The sequence below is a fragment of the Geomonas terrae genome (assembly GCF_004791675.1).
Classification (GTDB): domain Bacteria; phylum Desulfobacterota; class Desulfuromonadia; order Geobacterales; family Geobacteraceae; genus Geomonas; species Geomonas edaphica.
In genome coordinates this window covers 399,448-422,732 of sequence record NZ_SRSC01000002.1, presented here as the reverse complement: position 1 = coordinate 422,732, position 23,285 = coordinate 399,448, and the positions used below count along the sequence as shown (strand labels likewise).

Annotated in this window: 22 protein-coding genes; 3 read left to right on the top strand and 19 right to left on the bottom strand. The window is 57.7% G+C overall.

Translation table 11 applies throughout. The annotated features are described in order from the left end of the window. Positions 1 to 5 precede the first annotated feature (5 nt). The 5 genes from E4633_RS09115 to iorA form a co-directional block, all read right to left on the bottom strand. A complete protein-coding gene (locus E4633_RS09115; RefSeq protein WP_135869934.1) occupies positions 6 to 1,148 on the bottom strand; it encodes an ABC transporter substrate-binding protein in 1,143 nt (380 codons plus the stop codon). A gap of 170 nt (positions 1,149 to 1,318) precedes the next feature. Next, complete coding sequence (locus E4633_RS09110; RefSeq protein WP_135869933.1) at positions 1,319 to 1,750, bottom strand: ACT domain-containing protein; 432 nt, start codon at positions 1,748 to 1,750, stop codon at positions 1,319 to 1,321. 13 nt (positions 1,751 to 1,763) lie between these two features. Next, positions 1,764 to 3,068, bottom strand: coding sequence for a phenylacetate--CoA ligase family protein (locus E4633_RS09105; protein WP_135869932.1), 1,305 nt, complete (start codon positions 3,066 to 3,068; stop codon positions 1,764 to 1,766). 172 nt (positions 3,069 to 3,240) lie between these two features. Further along, positions 3,241 to 3,822, bottom strand: coding sequence for an indolepyruvate oxidoreductase subunit beta (locus tag E4633_RS09100; RefSeq protein WP_135869931.1), 582 nt, complete (start codon positions 3,820 to 3,822; stop codon positions 3,241 to 3,243). Next, positions 3,819 to 5,573, bottom strand: a complete 1,755-nt coding sequence (gene iorA / locus E4633_RS09095) for an indolepyruvate ferredoxin oxidoreductase subunit alpha (protein WP_135869930.1) — start codon at positions 5,571 to 5,573, stop codon at positions 3,819 to 3,821. Before iorA ends, E4633_RS09100 begins: the two co-directional genes overlap by 4 nt. A gap of 442 nt (positions 5,574 to 6,015) precedes the next feature. Here iorA and E4633_RS09090 point away from each other — a divergent pair, with 442 nt between their 5' ends. Continuing rightward, positions 6,016 to 6,351: a phage holin family protein gene (locus tag E4633_RS09090; protein ID WP_135869929.1), complete on the top strand. Its 336-nt coding sequence runs from the start codon at positions 6,016 to 6,018 to the stop codon at positions 6,349 to 6,351. Here E4633_RS09090 and E4633_RS09085 read toward each other — a convergent pair. Continuing rightward, positions 6,348 to 7,004 carry a methyltransferase gene (locus tag E4633_RS09085; protein ID WP_135869928.1) on the bottom strand — a complete coding sequence of 219 codons (657 nt, stop codon included), beginning with the start codon at positions 7,002 to 7,004 and terminating at the stop codon, positions 6,348 to 6,350. The genes E4633_RS09090 and E4633_RS09085 overlap by 4 nt on opposite strands. Before the next feature lie 207 nt (positions 7,005 to 7,211). Here E4633_RS09085 and E4633_RS09080 point away from each other — a divergent pair, with 207 nt between their 5' ends. After that, positions 7,212 to 8,108: a DUF72 domain-containing protein gene (locus E4633_RS09080; protein ID WP_135869927.1), complete on the top strand. Its 897-nt coding sequence runs from the start codon at positions 7,212 to 7,214 to the stop codon at positions 8,106 to 8,108. A gap of 160 nt (positions 8,109 to 8,268) precedes the next feature. Here E4633_RS09080 and E4633_RS09075 read toward each other — a convergent pair whose 3' ends face one another. From E4633_RS09075 to E4633_RS09050, 6 genes are all read right to left on the bottom strand, one after another. Beyond that, entirely contained in the window at positions 8,269 to 9,045 is a 777-nt protein-coding gene (locus E4633_RS09075) for a tRNA threonylcarbamoyladenosine dehydratase (RefSeq protein WP_135869926.1), read from the bottom strand. Between the two features lie 103 nt (positions 9,046 to 9,148). After that, positions 9,149 to 9,406 (bottom strand): hypothetical protein, encoded by a 258-nt coding sequence (locus E4633_RS09070; RefSeq protein ID WP_135869925.1) that lies wholly within the window; start codon positions 9,404 to 9,406, stop codon positions 9,149 to 9,151. A gap of 80 nt (positions 9,407 to 9,486) precedes the next feature. Continuing rightward, a complete protein-coding gene (locus tag E4633_RS09065) occupies positions 9,487 to 10,968 on the bottom strand; it encodes a TolC family protein (protein WP_135869924.1) in 1,482 nt (493 codons plus the stop codon). A 34-nt stretch (positions 10,969 to 11,002) separates the two neighbouring features. Beyond that, entirely contained in the window at positions 11,003 to 12,232 is a 1,230-nt protein-coding gene (locus tag E4633_RS09060; protein WP_135869923.1) for an ABC transporter permease, read from the bottom strand. Continuing rightward, entirely contained in the window at positions 12,229 to 12,954 is a 726-nt protein-coding gene (locus E4633_RS09055) for an ABC transporter ATP-binding protein (RefSeq protein ID WP_135869922.1), read from the bottom strand. Before E4633_RS09055 ends, E4633_RS09060 begins: the two co-directional genes overlap by 4 nt. Continuing rightward, positions 12,955 to 14,193: an efflux RND transporter periplasmic adaptor subunit gene (locus E4633_RS09050; RefSeq protein ID WP_135869921.1), complete on the bottom strand. Its 1,239-nt coding sequence runs from the start codon at positions 14,191 to 14,193 to the stop codon at positions 12,955 to 12,957. 358 nt (positions 14,194 to 14,551) lie between these two features. Between E4633_RS09050 and E4633_RS09045 the strand changes: the two genes are divergently transcribed. Next, on the top strand, positions 14,552 to 15,136 hold the full coding sequence (locus E4633_RS09045; protein ID WP_135869920.1) for a superoxide dismutase: 585 nt from the start codon (positions 14,552 to 14,554) through the stop codon (positions 15,134 to 15,136). Positions 15,137 to 15,279: 143 nt separating this feature from the next. On the opposite strand, the gene E4633_RS09040 is transcribed toward E4633_RS09045, so the two are convergent. The 7 genes from E4633_RS09040 to E4633_RS09015 form a co-directional block, all read right to left on the bottom strand. Beyond that, complete coding sequence (locus tag E4633_RS09040; RefSeq protein ID WP_135869919.1) at positions 15,280 to 16,506, bottom strand: sialidase family protein; 1,227 nt, start codon at positions 16,504 to 16,506, stop codon at positions 15,280 to 15,282. Between the two features lie 194 nt (positions 16,507 to 16,700). Then, positions 16,701 to 16,868, bottom strand: a complete 168-nt coding sequence (locus tag E4633_RS20580; RefSeq protein ID WP_198419415.1) for a hypothetical protein — start codon at positions 16,866 to 16,868, stop codon at positions 16,701 to 16,703. 39 nt (positions 16,869 to 16,907) lie between these two features. Then, on the bottom strand, positions 16,908 to 17,438 hold the full coding sequence (locus E4633_RS09035) for a lipocalin family protein (protein WP_135869918.1): 531 nt from the start codon (positions 17,436 to 17,438) through the stop codon (positions 16,908 to 16,910). A 102-nt stretch (positions 17,439 to 17,540) separates the two neighbouring features. Continuing rightward, positions 17,541 to 20,015 (bottom strand): PAS domain-containing protein, encoded by a 2,475-nt coding sequence (locus tag E4633_RS09030; RefSeq protein WP_135869917.1) that lies wholly within the window; start codon positions 20,013 to 20,015, stop codon positions 17,541 to 17,543. Positions 20,016 to 20,518: 503 nt separating this feature from the next. Beyond that, a complete protein-coding gene (locus E4633_RS09025; protein ID WP_135869916.1) occupies positions 20,519 to 20,833 on the bottom strand; it encodes a hypothetical protein in 315 nt (104 codons plus the stop codon). Positions 20,834 to 22,175: 1,342 nt separating this feature from the next. Further along, positions 22,176 to 22,616 carry a hypothetical protein gene (locus E4633_RS09020; RefSeq protein WP_135869915.1) on the bottom strand — a complete coding sequence of 147 codons (441 nt, stop codon included), beginning with the start codon at positions 22,614 to 22,616 and terminating at the stop codon, positions 22,176 to 22,178. A 190-nt stretch (positions 22,617 to 22,806) separates the two neighbouring features. Continuing rightward, the gene (locus E4633_RS09015; RefSeq protein WP_162604968.1) at positions 22,807 to 23,277 is read right to left on the bottom strand and encodes a DUF4830 domain-containing protein; all 471 of its coding nucleotides are present in this window, start codon (positions 23,275 to 23,277) and stop codon (positions 22,807 to 22,809) included. Between the last annotated feature and the right edge of the window lie 8 nt (positions 23,278 to 23,285).

The window sequence follows — 23,285 nt, the reverse complement described above, 5'->3', positions numbered from 1 at the left end:
CGATCTTATTTCACGATTACCCAGTCACCCTTGACGATACGCACCATCTCGAAAGCACCGAGGTCGAGCCCGTTGTGGTCGGCCGGGGTCATCTTGAAGATGCCCGATACCCCGACCAGGCGACCGTTTTTCTCGATGCCGTCGCGGATCTGCGCGGGGGTGGTCGCACCCTTCTTCACAGCGGCCAGGATGAGCTGGAAGCCGTCATAGGCATAGCCGCCGAAGGTGGAGGCCTCGACGCCGTAGCTCTTCTTGTATGAGGTGTTGTAGTCCTTGAGCAGTTTCGCCTGCGGGTCGCTGCTTTTCAGCAGGTCGAAGACGGCGAGCTTGCCTGCCGGGAGCATGATCCCTTCGGACGCCTGCGGAGTTGCCAGCTCGATGTACTTCTTGGAGGCAACGCCGTGGCTCTGGTAGATCTGGGTTTTGATGCCGAGCTGCTGGATGTTCCTGGTGATGATGGCGGGGCCGGGGTTCGTTCCCCAGCAGATGATGGCGTCCGGCTTGGCTGCCTTGATCTTGGTGAGCTGCGGCGTCATATCGGTGTCTTTCGGCGAGTACACCTCGTCGGCCACGATCTTGAAGCCGCGCTTGGCCGCCATCTGCTTCAGCTGCTCGCGTCCGGAAGAGCCGAAGGAATCGGAAACGGTGATGAGCGCGATGTTTTTCTGCTTCAGCTTTTCAGCCTGGATGAGGATCTTTTCGGCCGCGACGTGGTCGTTTGCCGGGGTCTTGAAGACCCATTTCTTCACCGGATCGGTGATCTTGATCCCGGCGGCGCAGGAGATGAGCGGTACCTGCTCCTTTTCCGCGATGGGGATGACCGCCATGGACTCGCCGGTTGTGCTGGGGCCTACGATGGCGACGACCTTGTCGTTTTTGATCAGCTTGTTGGCGAGCTGCACCGCCTTGGTGGCATCGCCGCCGGTATCGTAGACGACGACCTCGACCTTGGAGCCGTTGATGCCGCCTTTGGCGTTGAGTTCGTTGGCAAGAAGCTCAAGGGTTTTCTTTTCAGGTTCACCGAGGAAGGAGGCGGGGCCGGTGACGGCGAAGAGTCCGCCGATCTTGATGGTGCCGGCGGCAAAGGCCGCGGTGGCGGTGGTCAGAAGCAGCATGGTGATACTGATTACAGCAAGCATCTTTCTCATCTGTTGCCCCCCTCTTCTTGGTTAACCGCATTGAATATGAACAGGTTGTACGAGATCTGTTAAAGAAACGGTTCAGGCTGCGGAATAAATCCCTCAGCCGTGATAAAACGCCTCATGTCGATCCGCCGGGACGGTCCATGCTCCTCCCCCCCCAGGGGAGGGAGTTCAGACTACATGCTGTAAAGCCTATTCCCCGGCAGCACGTTGAAGTTCTTGGAGGTCAACGTGGTGATCGCCTTTTGCGTCTCGTCGAAGCGGAAGATCATCACGGCATTCTCGCCGCAGCGCTCGACGAACGCGTACATGTACTCGACGTTGATACCGTCGGCGTCAAGCACCTGGAGGATGTCGGCGAGTCCGCCGGGACGGTCCGGGATCTCGACGGCAACGACCTCGGTCTTGCTGACCGTGAAGCCGCGCTCCTTCAGCACGGTCCTAGCCTTCTCCGTGTCGTTCACGATGAGGCGTAAAATCCCGAAGTCGGAGGTGTCCGCCAGGGAAAGGGTGCGGATGTTCACCCCGGCATCGCCGAGGATGCGGGTCACTTCCGCCAGACGTCCGAACTTGTTTTCGATGAATATGGAGATCTGTTCTACGTGCATGACTTGTCCCCCCTTAGGCCTTGTTCCTGTTGTCGATGACGCGCTTTGCCTTTCCTTCGCTGCGGGTGATGCTCTTCGGTTCCACGAGCCTTACGCGGCAGGTGACGCCGAGCATCTCCTTGATCTGTTTCTCGATCTTCGCCGAGAGCGCCTGCAGATGCTTGATTTCGTCTGAGAAGAGGTTCTCGCCCACTTCAACCTGCACCTCAAGGGTATCCAGGTTGTCCTTTCTTTCCACGATAAGGACGTAGTGCGGCTCGACCCCTTCGACACCCATGAGGATAGCCTCGATCTGCGACGGGAACACGTTGACGCCGCGGATGATGAGCATGTCGTCGCTTCTGCCGCTCATGCGCGCGATGCGGGCATGGGTCCTGCCGCAGACGCACGGCTCGTAGGTGATGGAGGTGATGTCGCGGGTCCGGTAGCGGATGAGCGGGATCCCCTCCTTGGTGATGGTGGTGATGACCAGCTCGCCCATCTGTCCCTCGGGAAGCACCTCGCAGGTTTCCGGGTTGATGATCTCGGGGATGAAGTGGTCCTCCCAGATGTGAAGACCCTTCTTCGCCTGGCAGCACTCGATGGCAACCCCCGGTCCCATGATCTCGGAGAGACCGTAGATGTCGACGGCGGAGAGGTTCAGTTTCCCCTCGATGTCGCGGCGCATCTCCTCGGACCAGGGCTCGGCGCCGAAGATGCCGACCCTCAGTTTCAGGTCGCGGAAGTCGATCCCCTCTTCTTTTGCGGCCTCGGCCATGAAGAGCGAGTAGGAAGGGGTGCAGGTGAGGACGGTGGAGCCGAAGTCCTGCATGATCATGATCTGCTTCTTCGTGTTGCCGCCGGACATCGGGATGACCGAGGCACCCAACCGCTCGGCGCCGTAATGCGCGCCAAGACCGCCGGTGAAGAGGCCGTAGCCGTAAGAGTTGTGGATGATGTCGCCTTTGTGCACCCCGGCCGCCGTGAAGGAGCGCGCCATGAGCTCGCTCCAGGTCTCGATGTCCTTCTTCGTGTAGCCGACGACGGTAGGTTTACCCGTGGTGCCGGAAGAGGCGTGGATGCGGACGATGTCCTCCATGGGCACTGCGAACAGGTTGTACGGGTAGGAGTCCCGCATGTCCTGCTTGTAGGTGAAGGGGAGCCGCTGCAGATCCTTGAGCGACTGGATCGAATCCGCGGTGACGCCGGCCTTGGCGAGCGCCTCCTTGTAGAATGGAACCGATTTCTCGACGCGGGCCACCATCGCCTTCAGCCTTTTAAGCTGCAGTGCCTCGAGCGCCTCCCTGGGCAGCGTTTCAAACTCCTCGTTGAAGAACATGACTGACTCCTTGGACTGAAAACCAAACAATGAATCTTTAACGCAAAGACGCAAAGCCGCGGAGGCGCAAAGAAAACAGACAGGAAATGGCTTAAGGCTTCAGGTTTATACCAGTCTTACCTTCGCGTCTTTGCGCCTTGGCGTCTTTGCGTTGAGGCCTGTGACTTTTGACCTACTTAAGCCCGCGCCCCATCTGGAACGCCTTCAAGTTCACCTCGAGCGCCTTTTTCGGAACCATCTTCTCGATCGCCTCGATCCAGTACTTCTCCTCGATGTCGAGACGCTTCGATACGGCACCCAGCAGCACGGTGTTCGCGGCGCGCGCGTTGCCCGCCTGGATGGCGAGATTCTGGCCGTCGACGAGCAGGCAGTCCGGGCAGACCTCCTGGATCTTGAGTGCCATGCCGGCCGGGTACTCATCCTGCCCGATCAGCACGGAGGGCGGCGCGATGCAGAGATCGTTCACCACCACGGTGCCGCCCGGCTTCAAAAGGGAAAGGTGACGGTAGCTCTCCATGAGCTCGAAGCCGAAGAGGATGTCGCCGTCCCCTTCCGGCACCATCGGGGAGAAGACCTCCTTGCCGTAACGCACATGCGACACGACGGAGCCGCCGCGCTGGGACATGCCGTGGATCTCGCTCTTCTTGACGTCGAAGCCCGCAAGCATGAAAGTCTCGGAAAGGATCTCGGCGGCGAGCAGGATGCCCTGGCCACCAACGCCCACCAGGACGATATTGGTTACCTTGTCGCTCATTTTGCCTCCTTGATCGCAGAGAACTTGCACAACTGGCTGCAGACGTCGCATCCGTTGCACAGAAGCGGATCGATGTGTGCCTTACCCTTCTTACCGCTCGACGGGATCCACTCGATGGCGGGGCAACCGATCTTCAAACAGGCGCGGCAACCAGCGCAGGCGTCGTCGACGACCTGCAGCGGCGCGCCCGGTTTGAACACCCCTTCCCTCTTGATGAGGACGCAGGGCTTGTCAGTGATGATCACCGAGGTCTCGGGGCGCTCCATCTCTTCGGCGATGGCGGTACGGCACTCGTCCAGGTCGAGAGGGTTGATGGTGCGCACGTTCTTCACGCCGATCGCCTTGCACAACAGTTCGAAGTTCACCTCGTTGGTGGGATCGTTCATCAGGGTGTGGCCGGAGCCGGGGTTTTCCTGGCGCCCGGTCATGGCGGTGATCCTGTTGTCCAGGATGATCACCGTCGCGGCCCCTTTGTTGTAGACCATGTCCATGAGGCCGTTGATGCCGGTGTGCAGGAAGGTCGAATCGCCGATCACGGCAACCACCTTCTTCCTCTCCTCGGGGGAGAGCACCTTGGCAGCACCCGTCGCCATGCCGATGGAGGCACCCATGCATACGCAGGTATCCATAGCGGAGAGAGGCGGCATGAAGCCCAGTGTGTAGCAGCCGATGTCGCCGGAGACGTAGGCGTTTAGTTGCTTCAAGGTGTAGAAAACGCCGCGGTGCGGGCAGCCCGGACACATGTTGGGAGGGCGTCCGGGAAGTTTCTCGACGGTGCTAGGCGCGTTCTCGGGGAGACCGAACGCCTTTCTGACCCGGCCGGGGGTGAGCTCGCCGCAGATCGGGATGATCTCCTTGCCGGTGACCGGGATGCCGATCGCCTTCACCTGCTCCTCGATGAACGGGTCCAGTTCCTCGACCACGTAGAGCTTGTCGACCTTCGCAGCGAACTCGCGGATAAGGTCGAAGGGAAGCGGGTGCACCATGCCGAGCTTCAGTACGGAAGCCTCGGGAAGCGCCTCGCGCACGTGCTGGTAGCTGATCCCGGCGGTGATCACCCCCATCTTCGTGCCGCGCATCTCGACGCGGTTGATGGGGAGAGAGACGCCGTCCTTGGAAAGCTGCAGGGTGCGATCCTCGACCACGTAATGACGGCCGCGGGCGTTCCCCGGAAGCATGACGAACTTGGCCGGGTTCCTTTCGAGCTTCGGCTCCTTGACGGCGGCGACGCGCTCGCCAAAGGTAACCACTGACTTACTGTGCGAGATGCGGGTGGTGGTTCTCAGCATCACCGGGGTGTCGTACTTCTCGGAGATCTCGTAGGCGAGTCTGGTGAAGTCGAGGCACTCCTGGGAATCGGAAGGCTCCAGCATCGGGATTTTAACGAACTTGGCGTAGTTGCGGCTGTCCTGCTCGTCCTGGGAGGAATGCAGTTCAGGGTCGTCTGCGCAGACAAGCACCAAGCCGCCGTTAACGCCGGTGTAAGAGAGCGTGAACAGGGGGTCGGCAGCGACATTGACGCCGACGTGTTTCATGGTGACCAAAGACCTGGCCCCAACGAAAGAAGCGCCAATGCCGACCTCGAGAGCGACCTTCTCGTTGGTGGCCCAAGAAGAGTCGATCTCCTTGTAGCGGACGGTGTTTTCAAGTATCTCGGTGGAAGGGGTGCCCGGGTAAGCGCAGGCGACTTTCACCCCTGCCTCATAAGCACCTCTGGCAATGGCTTCGTTGCCGGAAAGTATTTCCTTCATAGATAGACGGTCCTCTTTATTAATGTGAGAGTCGGCGAAATATACTAGAGTATTGGCCGCGCTGTCAACTGCTTTATAGGAGCGTGTTAATCGCTAAAATAAGTATTTATGATGAGTTAGATGCCAGCAGAGTCGTTCTTTGAACCATGTTAAAAAGATTTATGACATACTAAAGAAGGCATGTTTACTGTCATAATTAACATCGTTTTGACATGCTCAAACCCGAAGGTGAAATAACAACTTGGTGCAGTTGCTCATGGGCACCACAGGTGGCCTAACGTCCCCCCCTTTGCGAAGGGGGGCCAGGGGGGATTTGCCTTTGCCTACCGCGCAACCGGGGCCAGGTGGCAGAGATGACTTCCTTCAATCAATGTTCAGCTTGTGCTCGCAGAGAATCAGGTATAATTTGCGGGTCTTCGGGAAGGATTAAAGGAGGTTCGACGTGGGACTCATCATCAAGTGGTTGTTAAACGGCGTAGCGATTGTCATCACCGCCTATCTTCTGCCGGGCGTTAGCCTTACCGGCTTCGGTGCAGCACTCATCACGGCACTGGTTCTGGGGCTTATCAATACCTTCATCAAGCCGGTACTGATGCTGCTCACCCTCCCCTTGAATATCCTCACTCTGGGGCTGCTAACTTTCGTCATCAACGCCTTGCTCATCATGCTGACAAGCGCGTTGGTGAGCGGTTTCACGGTGCACGGCTTCGGGTGGGCGCTGCTGTTCAGCCTGGTACTCTCCATCGTGAGCTACATCCTGAACGTCATCGTCCTCTAGATTGGCTCTCCGATGAGCAGGCGGTTTTTCGGGGTGATGTCACCGGGGATGGTCTGGGTGTAGACCCGGTAGCCCTGTGAGCGGAGCCAGGCCGCACGAGTGACGTCGATGGCAAGTGGTCCGTCGAGCCACCCCTTCAGGCTGCCGTCATCGCAAGTCAGCAGGTCGTGACAGCACGGTAGCACCGCGACTCGGCAGCGGGCAGCGACGGCACGTCGCAGCACCAGATCGGTCAGAGCGCCGCAGGCGTGGGCCGAAACGACCAGGTCGCTGGGGCTCAGGTCTACTTCGTTGAGATCCTGCTGCAGGATTTGAAAGCGGGCGGCAGCAGCCGGCCAGTCGGAGGCCACCTCGGCGGCCAGGCGCGCCGCGCTCTCCGGAATGCGAAGGTCGACGGCAACCGCAGCCGATATATCGCGATCGAGGATCAGCAGCACCTGCGCCAGCAACCCATGTCCCGCGGCGAGGTCCACGACCCGGCCGCCACGGAAGCGCCGGTGCACCCTTCTCGCCACCTCCCATGCCTCGTAAAGCTCCTTGCGCGGCAGGCACCCCGCCCGGCACACCGCGCGGGCAATGCGATCAAAAAGGATGTCCCCCGCGAAGTGCGGCAGCATGTGAGGGGTGAGACGGTTCTTCGAAGATCGGTCCATCTGCCTTCCTTTACTCCCCTCGCCCGCCGGGAGAGGGGGCGGGGGTGAGGGCTTCGCAATCGGCAATGTCGTCAATCAAGGCAACACCCTCACCCGCCTTCCAGGCACCCTCTTCCCAGAGGGAGAGGGAACGGGGGCGCAGTCGGCGAAGGGCAAAGGTGAGCGTGTCGCACCATCTATCTGAGAAAGAGACCAGCGGAGGCTCCAATGGCGCCAGGCAGAATCCGCATCGGCACCTGTTCCTGGACGGAAAGCAGTCTCATCGAAAGCGGCGCCTTCTACCCGCACGGGGCCGGGACGCCCAAGGCTCGACTAAAGTACTACTCCCACCGCTTCGACACCGTTGAAATCGAAAGCTCCTACTACCAGATCCCCACCATCGAGATGGCCCACGCGTGGGTCAGCCGCACCCCGCCGAACTTTCTCTTTCATGCCAAAGTATTCGGCGCACTGACCGGCCACAACATCGACCCCAGAAGACTCCCCGCACATTTGCGACGGATGCTGCCTGCAGCCGACCAGGAGAAGGAGGAACTGCACCTTTCCGAGCCTGAATTGTTGAAGGGGGTGGCCCAGGCAATGCTCGAAGCCTTGGTTCCGCTTAGGGAAGCTCGCAAGATGGGGTTCGTCATCTTCCAGTTCCCACCGTGGTTTGGCTTCAGCAAGGCGAATCTCGCCTACCTGGGCTACTGCAGGGAACTGATGACCGGGATACCTATCGCAGTGGAGTTCAGACATGGCAGTTGGTTCACCACGCACCACCGCGACCAGGTCTTCGCCTTTCTCCGGGAGCACAAGATAACCTACATTACCTGCGATGAGCCCCAGTACGGCAACCTCACCACCGCCCCTTTCCATCCCGAAGCCACCACCGGCATCGCCTATCTGAGGCTGCACGGCAGAAACGGGGACTCCTGGCACGGCGGAGCTCCCACCGACGAGTACCTGTACCCCGAAGCCGAACTCGAAGAGATCGCCCGTCACGCCCTGCGTCTGAGCGAGACGTCCCGAACGACCTTCATCATGTTCAACAACTGCCGCTGCGGCTACGCCGCCCAAAACGCCCTGCGCATGCGCGACCACTACCTCCGCAAGAGCGAGTAAATTCCAAGGTGTTTGTGACAATTCCGAGAAACGAGCGGTGACAGCATCCACGAAGTGCTGCACGAGCCTTGACGTCCCCCCCTTTGCGAAGGGGGGACAGGGGGGATTTGCCTTAGCTGGACCAGTCAATCAGCAACTAAAAGCCCATCCAGCCAACAACCTACTCCTTCCCCGCCTCCAGTAAATCATTCACTACAACCCCCGCCATAGTAAGCCCGAAGATGGAAGGAATAAAGGAGACACTCCCAAGGATCACCCGCCGGTGCTCGCAGGAAAACTTCTGGTCATCCTTGTTTGGGCAGATGCAGTTCCCCTTGCAGCCACCGTCCTTTCCCACCTGCTCGCGGTATTCCTCCGTCGAGAAGACCACCTTCACGCCGTTCTCGATCCCCTGCTTCTTCAACAGTTTCCGTACCGAGCGCGCCATGCGGCACTTGTGCGTCTGTGAGATGTCGGCGACCCCGATCTTGGTCGGGTCGAGTTTGGCCGCCGCCCCCATGCTGGAGATGATCGGAATGTTCCTCTCGCGGCAGGTGCGGATCAGGTGCAGCTTGCTGGTGATATGGTCGATGGCGTCGACCACGTAATCGTAGCCGTCACCCAGCAGGAACTCGCTGTTCTCTGCGGAATAGAAGTCCTGGTACGGGACGATCTCCGCCTGCGGGTTGATCAGGCGCATCCTTTCCGCCATGACCATGGCCTTGGCCTTGCCGACGGTGCCGTCCATGGCGTGGAGCTGCCGGTTCACGTTGGTGAGGCAGATCTCGTCGAAGTCAACGATGACCAGGCGCCCGACGCCGGCACGCACGAGGGCTTCGGCGGCGTAGCTCCCTACCCCGCCCAGTCCGAAGATGGCGACGGTTGCATTTTTGAGGGTGTTGAGTCCAGCAGGTCCAATGAGGAGTTCCGTACGGGAGAAGCGGTGCAGATGTGACATGTTTCCTTTGCCTTAAACGCTATAGCGGTGATGGTGACGGCAAAGTATCGCACAGGTAGGACGTATCTTGGAAGTGAAAGTTTAACCGGCGGCTCAACAACTATCAGCGTCTCGGCAGAGGGTTTCCCGACTCCGTCCGTATCCGTTCGAAGTTTTCTTCCTGGGCAACCTTCTCGTCATAGGTGAAGAAGATGGCGTAGTTGCTCCCTACACCGTGAGGATCGAGCTGGATCCCCTTCTCTTCCCACCTTTTAAAGAGTTGGAGGTTCTCCTCGAAGTTGCGGATCAAATCGCCGATGGTCCGAGCCCCGACTGCAGTGAACTTGATCTGGTGAACATGCTCGTAGCGCATCCTTTGCATAGACGCCTCCCGGCCTGCATTAGCACCCGCCAAATTCTAGCGTGCTTCAGCCGGGAGGCAATCCATTCCGGACGCATTTGCTATTTCATCTTTTCGTAGAGCGGATCGGCCTGGGTTTCGCTGACCTGCACCCCTTCACGCTCTAGGATTTCCCCGGTCACCCGCCACAGTTGCGTGATCGCGTTGTTGTAATCAACCAGCGCCTGGATCTGGCTCCCCTTCGCGGCCACGAGGTCGTTTTCCACGTCGAACACGTCTTTTGTAGTGGCAAGGCCGACATCGTGGCGTTTCTGGAAGGCACGCAGCCGGTCCTCGGCGTACGCCTTGCCCCGCGCGGTCACCTCGAGCTGTTTGAAGTTTGCGGCAACGAGTCGTATCGCTGCCTTCACATCGCGGTTCACACCCGACTCAAGGTTCTCCAGCTGGGTCCGGGACTGCTCCAGGGCGAGCTTCTTCCTGATGTAGTCGTTTGTCGCGGCGCGGTTACCCAGTGGATACGTGAACTGCACGCCGACTCCCCAGGTAGGCTCATCGATGGTCGCGGTCTTCTCCAGTCCGCTCATGAAACCGCGGTCGAAGCCGCCGGTCCCGACCGTCGCGTTCAGGGTCAAATCGGGCAGCGTCTGGTTTTTCGCCACGCGCTGCTGCAGATCGTTGATCCTGATGACGTCGCGTTGGGTCGCAAGCTCCGGGCGGCTCGCCATGGCGCGGGCAAGGGCCTGGTCCTCGGCGACCGTGTAATCGCTGCGGAACGGCTCGTCGGCGAGCACGATCTCGCTGCCCTCGGGAAGCTGCAGCTCGACGCGCAACACGTCCATCTGGTCGCGCACCGCGCGCTCCGCGTCGATGACCTCCTTCTCACGGGTCGCCACCTGGAACTCCGAGTTCAACAGTTCGTAGGCCGGCAGGACACCCGCCTTCACCCTCCCCCGGTCGTCCTGGAGGATGCGCTGCGCGAGCGCGAGCGAGGTCTTGCGCACCTCGAGGATCTCGCGCAGGTTGTACAGCTTGAAATAGTCGTTGCGCACCTGGACGATGGTATCGCTCAGACGGGTCCTGAATGCGTTCAGGGTCTCCGACTTCGTGAAGCGCGAAACGTTGATGGCAAGCTCGGTGTTCTCGCGACCAAACCCTTTGAGCAGCGGTTGCTGCAGGGTCAGGTCGAGCGCGGTCGAGTAGTAACGCGTGGAGTTGTTCACCCAGCCGCTCGTTACCGTCGCGCCGAGGAGGGTGCCGGTCGGAAGCAGCTGGCTCACCCCTGCGTTAGCCGTCACCTGGTCGATCGCCTGCGGCCTGAAGGTCAGGGTGTTGGTGCTGTTCGAGCGCTGGTAGTTGGCACCGAGCGTGAGCAGCGGGTCGTAGATGCCGAGGTTGCGCCGGGTATCTGCCTCAGCCATCGCCGGGTTGTAGAGCTCCACCTTGAGGTCGAGGTTCTTCTCGAAAGCCATGGTGATGGCGTCCTGCAGTTTGAGGCTGACGGTGGGCTGTGCCGAGGCGGTGACTGCTGTACCGAGCACGAGAGTGAGGGCACAGGCAACCGCGGTATTTCTGGTTCTCTTCATAGGTGCGATCCTTTCGATCAGCATTGTTGCGGGATTACTCGTATCTCAGGGCATCGATCGGGTTCAGCGACGCGGCCTTGCGCGCCGGATAGAAACCGAAGAAGACCCCCACCCCGGCCGAGAAGCCGAAGGCGATGATGATGGTGTTGACTGAAATCAGGGTGGGCCACCCGATGAGGCTCGCCACGATACGCGCTCCCGCTACGCCGAGCAGCATGCCGATGATCCCGCCGCAGGTGGTCAGAAGCACCGCTTCGGTCAGAAACTGCAGCATGATGTCGCGTTTTTTGGCGCCGATGGCGATGCGGATGCCGATCTCCCTGGTCCTCTCGGTGACGGAGACCAGCATGATGTTCATGATGCCGATCCCACCAACCACGAGCGAAATGGATGCCACGGCCCCCAGCAGGATCGACATCACCTTCGAGGACTGCTCGGTGACGGCGAGGAGCTCGGAGAGGTTCCTGATCGTGTAGTCCACCTCGCGGTTCGGGCCGATGCGGTGGCGCTGGTTCAGGAGCTCGGTAACCTCGTCCTCCGCCTTGTCGAGCACGTCGGCGTCCTTAGCCTGCACCATGATCGAGCCGACCACGTTGGGGAACTGGCTGCCTAAAAGTTTCCTCTGTGCGGTCCTGAGCGGAACGTAGATCACGTCGTCCTGGTCCTGCCCCTGGGGGGATTGCCCCTTGCGGCCGAGAATTCCGACCACGGTGAAGGGAATCTTCTTGATCCTGATGATCTTCCCCATGGGGTCCGTGCCGCCGAAGAGATTATCAACGACGGTCTGTCCGATCAAGCAGTTCTTGGTAGCGCCGTCCACGTCGGATTGGGTGATGTTTCGTCCGGCCACGATGGTCCAGTCGCGCACATGCACCATGTCCGGGGTGACCCCGAAGAGCACGGTGGACCAGTTCTGGTTGCCGTACACCACCTGGCCCGAGCCGCGCACGCTTGGAGCGACTGCGCCGACCGACGGGCATTCCGCCTTTATGGCGCGGGCATCGTCGTAGGTGAGCGTCTGGGTGCCGCCGGCACCGGAACGCATGCCGCCGCTCGTCACCGAACCGGGCAGCACCAATAGGAGGTTCGAGCCGATGCTGGATATCTGGTCGGAGATCATCTTGCTCGCGCCGGAGCCGATGGCGACCATGGCGATCACCGCACCGATGCCGATGATGATCCCCAGCATGGTGAGCAGCGCACGCATCTTGTTCACCCGCAGCGCGCGCAGGGCTATGAGGAGGCTTTGCCACAAGGTCGTCATCGTTTATCCACCTCGGCAGGCGGGACAGCGGTTTTCGCCTGGAACTGTTCATCGGAAATGATCAGGCCGTCACGGAAGATGATGTGCCGGCTGGTGAACTCGGCCACGTCGGGCTCGTGCGTCACCATGATGATGGTGATCCCCTGCCGGTTCAGCTCCTGGAAAATGGCCATGATCTCGATGGTGGTCCTGGAGTCGAGGTTGCCGGTCGGCTCGTCGGCCAGTATGATCGACGGGCGGTTGACCAGGGCGCGGGCGATGGCCACGCGCTGCTGCTGTCCGCCGGAGAGCTGGTTCGAGTAATGCCCTTCGCGGCTTGCGAGCCCCACCTTCTCCAGTGCCTCGAGGGCGCGGGCCTTGCGCTCCGCCGCAGGGATCTGGGCGTAAACAAGGGGCAATTCGACGTTCTGGCGCGCCGTAGTCCGGGCCAGCAGGTTGAATCCCTGGAAGACGAAACCGAGCTTCTTGTTGCGCACCTCGGCAAGCGCGTCGGCCGAGAGCTCCCCGACGTTCACGCCGTCCAGCAGGTAGCTCCCGCTGGTGGGAACATCGAGGCACCCAAGGATGTTCATGCAGGTGGACTTGCCGCTCCCGGAGGCCCCCATGATGGAGACGAACTCGCCACGGTTAACGGTGAAGGAGACCCCCTTCATCGCCTCGACGCGCTCCTCCCCCATCGTGTATATCTTCACTACGTCGTTTAGCCGAACCACTTCGTCCATTTAGAACCTCGGCCCCATCGGCATGCCGTTCTTCTTCTTGTCCTGGCCGACCTGCTCGATGATGACGTCATCCCCTTCCTTCAGGTTCCCGCTCACCACCTCGACCATGCCGCCATCCGATATGCCGGTGGTTATGGATACAGGAACAGCCTTACCTTCCTTGAGCAGGTAAACGGTCTGCCCGCGGTCCTTCCCACCGGGTTTTCCTCCGGGGCCGGTGCCCGCACCGGAACCGCCGCCCGTACCGGTCATGCTTCCCGGCCCGGTCTTCCCTTTGGCGGCCTTATCCTTGCCTGATTTCGGCTTGAAGCGTAGCGCGGCAGCCGGTACCTTGAGCAGGTTGTCCTTTCTCTCCGTCTCGATGGAAACGTTGGCGGTCATGCCGGGCTTCAACTTTAGGTCCTTGTTGTCGACGGCGATCACGGTCACATAGGTGACGACGTTCTGCGTCACCACCGGGGCGTTGCGGATCTGCACCACCGTCCCTTCAAACTGCTGGTCCGAATAGGCGTCCACGGTAAAGGTAGCCTTCTGCCCCACCTTCAGTTTGCTGATGTCGGACTCGTCGACGCTCGTGTCGATCTGCATCTTGGTCAGGTCCTGCGCGATGGTGAAAAGGGTCGGCGTCTGGAAGGACGCGGCGACGGTCTGGCCGACGTCGACGTTTCTCGACACGACGATGCCGTCCACAGGCGACCTGATCGTCGAGTAGTTCAGGTTCGTTTCAGCCTGCTTCAAGGCCCCACGGGTCTGCAGCACCGCGGCTTCCGCGGCCCTGACGCCGGCGACCGCCGCATCATACGCGGTCTGTGCGGAGTCCATGTCGCTCTGTGCAACGATCCCTTCCTTCAGAAGCTCCTTATTGCGCGCCATGGTCCGCTTGGTATCGGTCACGGTGACGCGCGCTTTGGCGAGGTTGGCCTCGGCGTTAAGCGCGTTGCCACGCGCCTGCTGGACCGCCGAATTGAAGAGCGCCGGGTCGATCTGGGCGATCGGCTGCCCCTTTTTCACCTGGGAGTTGAAGTCGACGTAAAGCTTCGCGATGGTGCCGGAAACCTGGGTGCCGACCTGGACGGTGACCACGGCGTTCAGTGTGCCCGTCGCCGAGACGGATGAGGCGATGGCGCCCCGCTCGACCTTTTGCGTCTTGTACTCGACCTTGGGAGGCTGTTTGAAGTAGAAGAAACCGGCCGTTACCAGAACGGAAAGAATTATGACGGCGCCTATGATTCTTTTCACTGATCCACCTCATTCATGATCATTATCCCTGCAATAGCATCTGAGCCTCGGCTTCGAGGTCAACTGCCCAGTACGGTAAATGCTAAATGTGCAAGAAAGATGAAATGGTTGCATCATTTTCTCAATCCTGCGGCCAAACCAGCACTTTAAACATCCTGCAACAGAGGGTCAACAAAAATTACCTTCCCCTCACCGAACATTCTTGCTTTCGAGGTTATCGCAAGACGTCAACCGGTCGACTCGTCAGAACCGAGGTTCGCTGCAACAGATGCGTCGGAGGATTTGACAGGGCTAATCGTTCCTATACAATTGGGCCGTGTTTTTGCTGGCCGGTAAATCCAACAAAAGGAGACTTAATATGGCGGCGTTCACGGCGAAGGACTTCTCGGAACTGATAGGCATGCCCGGGTTTAGCGAGGCGCTCCTCAACAACCACTTCACGCTGTACCAGGGGTACGTCAAAAACAGCAACACGCTGGACGAGCAGCTCATCCAGCTGCGCAAGGAAGGCAAGGGAACCGATCCGATGTTTGCAGAGATGAAGCGGCGTTTCGGCTGGGAGTTCAACGGCATGAGGCTGCACGAGCTCTACTTTGAGAACCTGGGCGGGAACACTCCCATCAACCAGGACGGCAGGCTGGCCGCGCGGTTGCACCAGGACTTCGGCAGTTTCGATGAGTGGGTGCAGGACTTCAAATCGGTCGGTGCGATGCGTGGCATCGGCTGGGCGATCCTGTATCAAGACGTGACCAACGGCAGGCTATTGAACTTCTGGATCAACGAACACGACACCGGCCATCCCGCCGGCTGCGTCCCCATCCTCGTCATGGACGTCTTCGAGCACGCCTTCATGACCGACTACGGGCTGAAGCGCGCCGATTACATCAACTCCTTCTTCCAGAACATCGAGTGGACCAAGGCGGAAGAGCGGATGCAGATGTAGATCCGACGGTCGCCATCCGACAGAAAAGGGGACTGGCTCCGCAGGTGCCTGTCCCCTTTTTCTTTCGCAGGACGCTTAGCCGTAAAAGTGCTGAAGGGTAGTTGGGACGGGAATGATCAAGCTGTTAGCCCACACCAGAAGCGCTAACGCATTTCCCCGGCTTGCCAAGTGGCGCCCCAGTCCGTCGAACGTGCGAAACTCATTCCGGCGGCTGCCACAACCAATCCCTCTCCATTAGCACAGAGCGCGCTGATCCGTTCCTTGGGGTCGGTAAAGAGGGCCGCTATCGACCAAGTCTCTCCCCGATCGGTGGATCGAATGATACTGTTGTCGACGGCCGTGATCACTACCCCCTCATCCGTGAAGATCATCGGCGTGGGATCGTAATTAAAGTCGGCGGAGGCATAGCTTGGAACACCGTTGTCGCGCCATGTGCCGCCGCCGTCATCGGAGATGAGGATATTGCCAAATCTTGTCATGGCGACGACCCGGCCTCTGGAGTCCGCTGCGATAGAGATGATGCGGCCAAAGCAGTCGAGGCCGCGCGACCATTTCCAGCTCGCTCCGTCGTCGACCGAATGGAAGACTACGGTTTGCCCGTAATTCCTGTCTTGGCTGTTGTAAGCCACCAGCGAGCCGGCGGGGGATCGGTACAGTCTCATCGACTGCAGAAAGAATCCATCGGGAGAAACGGCTTCCTGCCAGTTAGCCCCGGCATCAGCCGACCAGTACACCCTGGCCTTAGGTTGCTCTCCGAAAAGATGATCCTTGGCATGGCCGAAGAAGGCCAAGTGTCCCATGCCATCTGATACGATCGGCGAGGCGAACCGGACATCCGGCAAAAGAAGCCGCTGTTCCCATTGGGTGCCGCAATCCGTCGACCGCAACAGGTAAAGCCCCTCGGGGCCTGCTTCGGCGGCGACCAGCGTCCCCATCTCGCCAGCAACCGCTACATCCGGAATTATGCTGTAGCTGCCCCTGGGGTTGACGAAAGGCGCTTTACGCTGCGTTTCGTCCCAAGTGCGGCCGCCATCCTTAGAGCACCACCACCGGCTGCCTTCAGGAACGCTGGTGTACCCCCCCGCACACAGGGCAGGAACGTTGCCGCAGGGGAATGGTCTAAGCGAAAGCAGCATGTTACTCGGGACAGGGGTGAACGCGGCTTGCTGCCACGTTGCTCCGCGGTCTTCTGAAAAAAACGCGAAGCTCGATGGAGCGAATCCCCTACCGTGCAGCCCCAGCGCCACTAAGGTGTCATTGCTGCCACAATAGATATCGCTGATAAGCTTGGCCGGGGGCAACTTGCCGCAGCTACAGCAAAAAATAACCATCAAAACGGCGACTGTGATGTATGAAAGAATTCTTCGCATGTCATTGCTCCAAGAGCAATTAAAGCCTATCTGCTGGTGTAACTACGACAAGTCTTTCAGTGCAGTTTACATTCGAAAAATCAGCACGCCAGTTATCGCTTGCGGCGGTCTTGCAGCATCTTCGCGATCTCCTCTTCGCCGAGAGCGGCCTGCCCCTTCACTCGCAAGCTCTCAGCCTGCCAGGCTCCGCCGGATCAAGACCGGCAGGCTACGCAGAACTGTTCGACGGTACCGTCGATGCGGCAACCGCACGATGCACAGGCGTTATCCCACTCCGGGTGTCCCGCCACTTCCGCCCTCTTCTTGGCCTCCAGCCTTCTCACCTCGGCCTCCATCTCCTCGTTGTACTGATTTTCAAACATCCTCAAGCTCCTTAAGCGCAGCGTCTAAATTGAATCGGTTCAATCCTGGGAAACGTAGATCAACTTGGTCGTATCAAAGCCTAATGCGGCGGCCTTCGCCACCAGACGTTCTTTTATGGCAGCTTCCATCTTGGGCGTTCTGGAAAGAATCCATAAATACCCCCTGTCAGGCCCGCAAACAAGGGAATATTGGTAGTTGTCGTGGTCCAGGTCGAATATGACATAGGCACCGTAAAACGGCCCGAAGAAGGAAACCTTCAGATATCCCAGGTCCGAGGCCTTAACGAAATAGGCCTTACCTGTGGCTTCCTTCCACCGTTTTTCCCTCTCTGAATAGCCTCGATTGACGACCTTGAGCCCGCCGTCCTCCCGAAGGCTGTAATCCGCGCTGACCCGGGTCAGACCTCTTTCAAAGGAGTGATCAAGCCGTGCGATTTCGTACCACCTGCCGAGGTAGTTCTGGACCTTGAAATCGTGAACCGGTTCCACCCGATCCGGTATTCCCACACAGCCGGTAAACAGCAGCGTCAACCATAACGATATTTTCTTTATGTCTTGTGCGATTGGCATAAGTCCCTACTCAGTAGCGGAGTCCACATCGAGCAACAGATCGATGGCCTCATGCAAGAGTGCCTTGGCTATATCAGCCTCTCCGACTCTTTTCTTACGGTTTCACCACTGCACCTCTCGGCCTTCAGTGTCCAAAGATGTCAATTTTTGCCCCAGGTTCTGGATCGTGTAAGGCTTGGCCACCGCGCCCCGGAACCCGTAGGCAAGATATTCTGCCATTATGGGGTCGTTGGAGTATCCGCTTGATACGATCAAGTTGGCGTCTGCGTCCACGGCGAGAATCCTCTCCGCCGCCTCCTTCCCACCCATTCCACCCGGTATGGTGAGGTCCATGATCACTGCCGTGAAAGGGGTACCAGCCCGGAAGGCGTCTTCGTACAATTGGACTGCCTCGGCGCCCTCCGCGCAGGTGGTTACCCGGTAACCCAACTCCGCCAGCATCAAGGCCGCCAAATCCCTGATCATGGCCTCATCGTCCATCACGAGAACCACTCCTCCCCCATGCTGATGGCCGGCCGCTTGGGCGGCAGCCTCGGCGGCATGGGCCTGATACGTCTCCCCGATAGAGGGGAGGTGAATGGTGAAGGTGGTTCCCCTGCCGAGAGCGGAGGCGACGCCGACATGTCCGCCATGCCTCGTTATTATTGAATGGACGGAAGCCAGCCCCAGTCCGTTTCCTCCAGCTTTGGTGGTGAAGTAAGGGTCGAAAATCTTGGCCATCACCTCTTCGGTCATGCCGCACCCCTGGTCGGCCACCGTCAACCGGACGTAGCTTCCTGAAGCGAGGCCTAAATCGTTGTCACCGGCAAGGCTCTCGTTACGGGCTGTCACCGTCAGCGTGCCGCCGCCCGGCATGGCCTGCGAAGCGTTGATAACTATGTTATGCAGGACCTGGCACATCTGGCCCTCGTCGGCGTCGATCGCATGGATCAGCTCGGGGATATCGATCATCCCCTTCACGTTGGACCCGCTCAAGCCGAGCTCCACCGACTCGTTGACGATGGTAGGCAGGGAAACCACCTTCCTGACCGGCTCCCCTCCACGGGCGAAAGTGAGCAACTGGCGAGCGAGCTCCGTGGCCCGCACCGAGGCCTTTTCCGCCTCCTCCAGCGCCTTGGACGATTTATGGCCCGGATCCAGGAAAAGCTGCGCAATAGAGACGTTACCCATGACGCCGGTCAGAATGTTGTTGAAGTCGTGGGCTATGCCGCCGGCAAGGAGGCCAAGCGATTCCAGCTTTTCTATCCGTAACCGTTCCAGTTGGTGCTTCTTGAGATCAGTCACATCCCGGTAGGACCAGAAGCGACCCACGATCTCGTCACCAATCTTCAAGGGCTGGGTGTAGCGGTCGAAATGGCGTCCATCGACGAGGGCAAGCTGGTCCTGGCCTGAGGCTTCCGGGCGGGCGTAGAGCCCATGCACTTTGGCCAGGAACTCGTCAGCCTTGAGTATCCGGGAGGCGATATAGGGGTGAATGGGGTCACTCACGCCGGTGACCAGTAGTTCCTCCGGGACATCCCATAGTTCGGCGAACTTCCGGTTCCAGCGCACGATCTCCATGTTACGGTTGACGACCAGGATCCCATCGGGAGTGGACTCGAGGGCGGCGCTGGTCAGCGAGGTGGCATAGGAGAGGAGTTCCTCCGCTTGTTTTCTCTCGGTGATGTCCTGGGCGATGCCTGTGGTTCCGACCACCCTTTCCAGTTCGTCGAAGAGGGGGGTCTTGAAGGTGGAATGCCATCTGGCCCCAGCCGGGGTCGCAATTTGCTCCTCCACGTGCTTGGTCTTTCCAGATGCGCAGACTTCACGGTCATCCGCCACGTAATCGGCGGCCATGTCTTCGGGGAAGAGGTCGAAGTCAGTCTTGCCGAGGCACTCCTCCACCGTTCGACCGGCAGATCTCGCGTACTTCTCATTGATCATCTCCAGCCGCCCCTCGGTGTTCTTCAGCCAGGCCATCATCGGCAGGTTGTCCAAAATGGCACGCTGGCGCAGCAATAGTCTCGCATTGGCCAGTTCGGCCGCCTTCTGTTTTTCGACCTCCCGGGCCAACTCCTCATTTACCCGCTTAAGCTTTTCGTTTGCCTCGGAGAGTTGGGCGGTCCGTTCGGCAACCAGCGCTTCCAGGTGCCGGTTGCGATCCTGCAGATCCTTGAGCGGATAGATCTCCCCCTCGGCAGCGATTCCGAATGAGATAGAGATGCTGCTATGGGAGATCTTCCAGCCGGATTCCTCCCTTCGGAATATGAGCACGAGGCGGGCAATTTTATTCGACAGTATGTGATCTTCGATGGGAAGATGGATGACGAAGGTGCTGCTGGTCACCGCGATGGTTTCGGCCAGCAACTGGATCGAGAGATCCTTCAGTTCTATGTGTATGGGGTCCTTGACCTGAGCGAAGTCCTTACGGGTGACCGCGACCCAGGCCTCACGATCCTTCACGAGATAATCGCCGCTACCGGTTATGCCCGAGAAATCGTCACTGAACCATGCCGTCAGCAAATCGTCGCGAGTCGAATACATCCGAATGTAATTATCAAACAGTTCCCTGATTTCCTGGTAGCTTGAGGCGTCCATGAAAGTGATCCCTTCCCATTGTGACAACGTTGGCGGTTGGAATAACCGGGCTGCAGAAACACAGTGGAGGTTTGCCGTCCTAATTGTCCGAGAACTATACCAGTAACTACATGGATTTCATGTCAGAATAAGGAAAGTTTGAGGGGACGCGTCTAAGGGTGGGGTTGGCTTTCTCTCTCTCAGTGATCGCTGAAGTGATTGTAGCTAAAGGTCAGGATGATCGACTGAAACACAAAAAAACGGCTTAGCCCTCAAAGAGCCAAGCCGTCGTCTTGTTGTATGGTGCGTAGGCCGGGGTCGCATGCTAGACGTAAGTGTATGATTTTATATCAATAAATAAGCGTGCACCAAAATTAAATATACCCAAAACTACACCTAAAGTTAATTCATGCTTAGGTTTGATGCCTATTTGGTTCCTTTGAAGGGCTGGAAGATCATTTTCTAACGGGGTTGAGGCGCACCAGCGCGTCAGCACCTGTGTGCCGCCGAGTGGTTGGGTTTCACTACTTCTTCACTAGTTGTGTTGCCGAAGCTTTATCAACGACCTTGTATTCAGGCGCACCAGTCATGACGACCCACCCATATCCTTTGCCGGGGCATACTACTTCGTAGTATCCGTACATCTTTTCATATGCCTCTCGTCCCACAGCACATTGATCTCCAGGCGACAGGTTGAAAATCTCCTGCAGTGCATCACCTTCATGGGCTTTATAGACTTTTACAGGAGTTAAGGCGACAAGGGCACGTGGACCTTGATCCTTCTGGCACCCAAGAATTGAAAAAAGTATGACGGTTGTGATGAGCAATTTTGATTTCATTTTGATCTGTGATCCAACGTGGCCAAGGCGCACCGGCGAAGCGTCAGCGGAGCCCGTGTGCCGCCGAGCGGTTGGTATTATTTAGTATATCCTTTGTCTAAGTGGTAGGCGATCAAAGTCCATATTGCCGCGCATACTACAGCCGTGACCATTTTTGTCCTATTCTTTTGGCTCCACGTTAGGACAAAAGCAGTTATGGTTGTTACAGCAATGCCCGCAAGCCCGTAAAGCTGCATAATCGAATGAATTACAATAACAAAAGGGAAAAGTATTTGCAGAAGCGCAATAGCGTATCCGCCTCCGAGTAAACTCCCGCAGCACATTCCAATAATAGAAAGAGCTAGTGACAGAATCATCATTTTCAGAATTCGGAAATCCATGACGTCTCTTTATAATTTCTTGTATCCCAAGGGGGCGGCCTTGACCGGCGGCGCTAGCCGTCCGCGTCTAAGGGCGTGGTTGGGTTCAGTCTCTCGCACTAGTGGCAGGAATCCGAGTTATCATCATGGTCGCAGTGTTCATGTCCGTGCGGGTCCCAGAAAATGTCTCCGGTGCAATGCCCTCTTAAATCATCTGATTGTGGTCGTGGAGGATGATGGAACCCACCGTAGAAGACAGGCCCTAGGACAGGAACGATGGCCAAGACGGACCAAATTGCTTTTATGTACCATCTGTCGTTACCTTTCCACAGGTTGAAAAGGCAAAACATGGTGCAAATTTCGGACAAGCAAATGACACCTATGAAAAATGGATCCATATCTCTCACTGTCTGTCCAACGTCATAAGGCTGACCGGCTTAAGGCCGGTCGCGCCGCTGGTTAGGTGCCCAGCCGCGAATCAATATCCGGTTCACGCCCGACAGAATCAAGCCACAAATAGCACCTACAAATCCTGCTAGTACGGACGTTTTAAGTAACCATAGAAAAAATGCTGCCCATTCACCTTCTATTGCGTGCCCGAGTGAAGGCCAGGGCGGACCTGCTGCCATAGCCTCGTTTAGGATTCCAATTGTTTGGATAAAGGGGATGGGTATAAAGCCCACCGCAAAACCTTCGAGTGCTGGCTGCAACCACCCACGGTAACCACTCAAAAGTTTCTTTGTGTGTGCTGTCCCTCTCCAGAGCGTGACAACGCAGATTGGTAGCAAGAAGCCGAGTACTACTCCTGGGTTCTCCAGCATAAGATCTTTGGGGGACTTCCCTTCGTTGGTCGCAATAAGGAGGACTATCACTAGAACGATCGTCGAATCGATCACTCCGCAAATCAATGGTATGTTCCGAATCGTTTTCATTATCCTCTTCAGCTAACGGGTTGCGGGTGAAGACTTGGGGACGCCCAGCCATCAGACCGGTGTATCTGCCTGGTTGGGATTTGCACTTGTTGCCATCTTGAATATTTGCCCTAATGTCAACTCCTCAGTAAATACGCCAGCCAAATCAAACCGGTACTTTTTCTCAAGGTTTATTGCAAAAGTTTCCAATTCGAGTGCATCGGGCCAACCTTCTGTTGGATAAAGTGCTCGGTATATTTCCATGATTTTATCGTTTGGGGTAAATTTGAGTCTTTCTTTGTTATCAAAGGCAAAACCCTCTACAAAACACTCTAGGAACTCACGAATTGATTCTTTTGTAGCTTGAGGGAACTGTCTCCGCCACTCAGCACCGGAGCAACCTCTACTCCAGAAATTCTCCAGTTGCTTTTTGGTGTCGAGGTTGGCGAAAATACTGGCACCAATGGCCACCACAATCAAAATGATTATCTGTAGTTCTGTTTGAGTCATCATTTATTATCCCAACGGGTTGCGGGTGAGCGGCGGAGCGACCTTGCTCTCACAGGCTCCTGTTCGCTTCTACCGACTCGCGCAGTCCGTCTCCACCCGTTGTGGTTGGGCTCTTCTTCTGAAGTTCAGTAGAAGGTGCCATTGTGTCAGTGCAACGTTCTCTCCATCTTGTAACCCAGCGATCACGCCCAGTTCACCGCCCGTTAAACACGGGTTTACCTATAGGCAGCTTTATGCTTTGGTCATTGACGGCAAACACGCCGGGAATAAGGCCATCGGGCCATCTGCAGCTTACAAATGCGCCTAAGGCTTTATGTCCTTTAGCTATTATCCAAAGCGATAGATCGTAACTTTCTGTTCCCAAATTGGAAACTTGATAATATTTCTCTACAAGGTCGTACCTGATCAGCAAGACCCTTTGTCCCGCATATGGTGATAAATCAAAACCAGCACGCCTCAGCACAGATTGCTTGAGACCCCAATCAGGACCAGAGAGTTCCTGTGGCAATAGGACTTCCTGTGTGTTTGATGTGCCATGGATGTGCAATTTGTATTTTTGGATTATATCCAATCCGACCGTAGGACTGCCGGATGAGAAAGAGTAGGACGGTACGAAAAGTACGATGGCTACAAGGAACATTGAAACGACCCCAGACATTTTCATCCGATACT